At 67.0% G+C, this 379-nt stretch carries 1 pseudogene; it reads left to right on the top strand.

Going from position 1 to position 379, the window contains the following annotated elements:
• Positions 1–379, top strand: a pseudogene (locus QC029_RS30935) (hypothetical protein); the annotation flags it as partial.

Here is a 379-nt window from a genome sequence, read left to right as displayed (position 1 = left end):
CGGCAATGGTGGTGACTCCTCCAGCTACCGCAAGGCCACCACCAGTGCCGACAAGCACGGGGCTCGTACCAAGACCGTCAAGTCCGACGCTTCCACCGGCGGCAACGGCGGTCACGGCAACGGCGGTGACTCCTCCAGCTACCGCAAGGCCACCACCAGCGCCGACAAGCACGGGGCTCGTACCAAGACCGTCAAGTCCGACGCTTCCACCGGCGGCAACGGCGGTCACGGCAACGGTGGCTACGGCAGCGACGGTCACGGCAATGGTGGTGACTCCTCCAGCTACCGCAAGGCCACCACCAGTGCCGACAAGCACGGGGCTCGTACCAAGACCGTCAAGTCCGACGCTTCCACCGGCGGCAACGGCGGTCACGGCAAC

This window comes from Streptomyces sp. DH37 (assembly GCF_029813835.1).
Lineage (GTDB): Bacteria > Actinomycetota > Actinomycetes > Streptomycetales > Streptomycetaceae > Streptomyces.
Note: the sequence above shows the minus strand (reverse complement) of the source record. Positions and strands in the feature narration are given on the sequence as shown.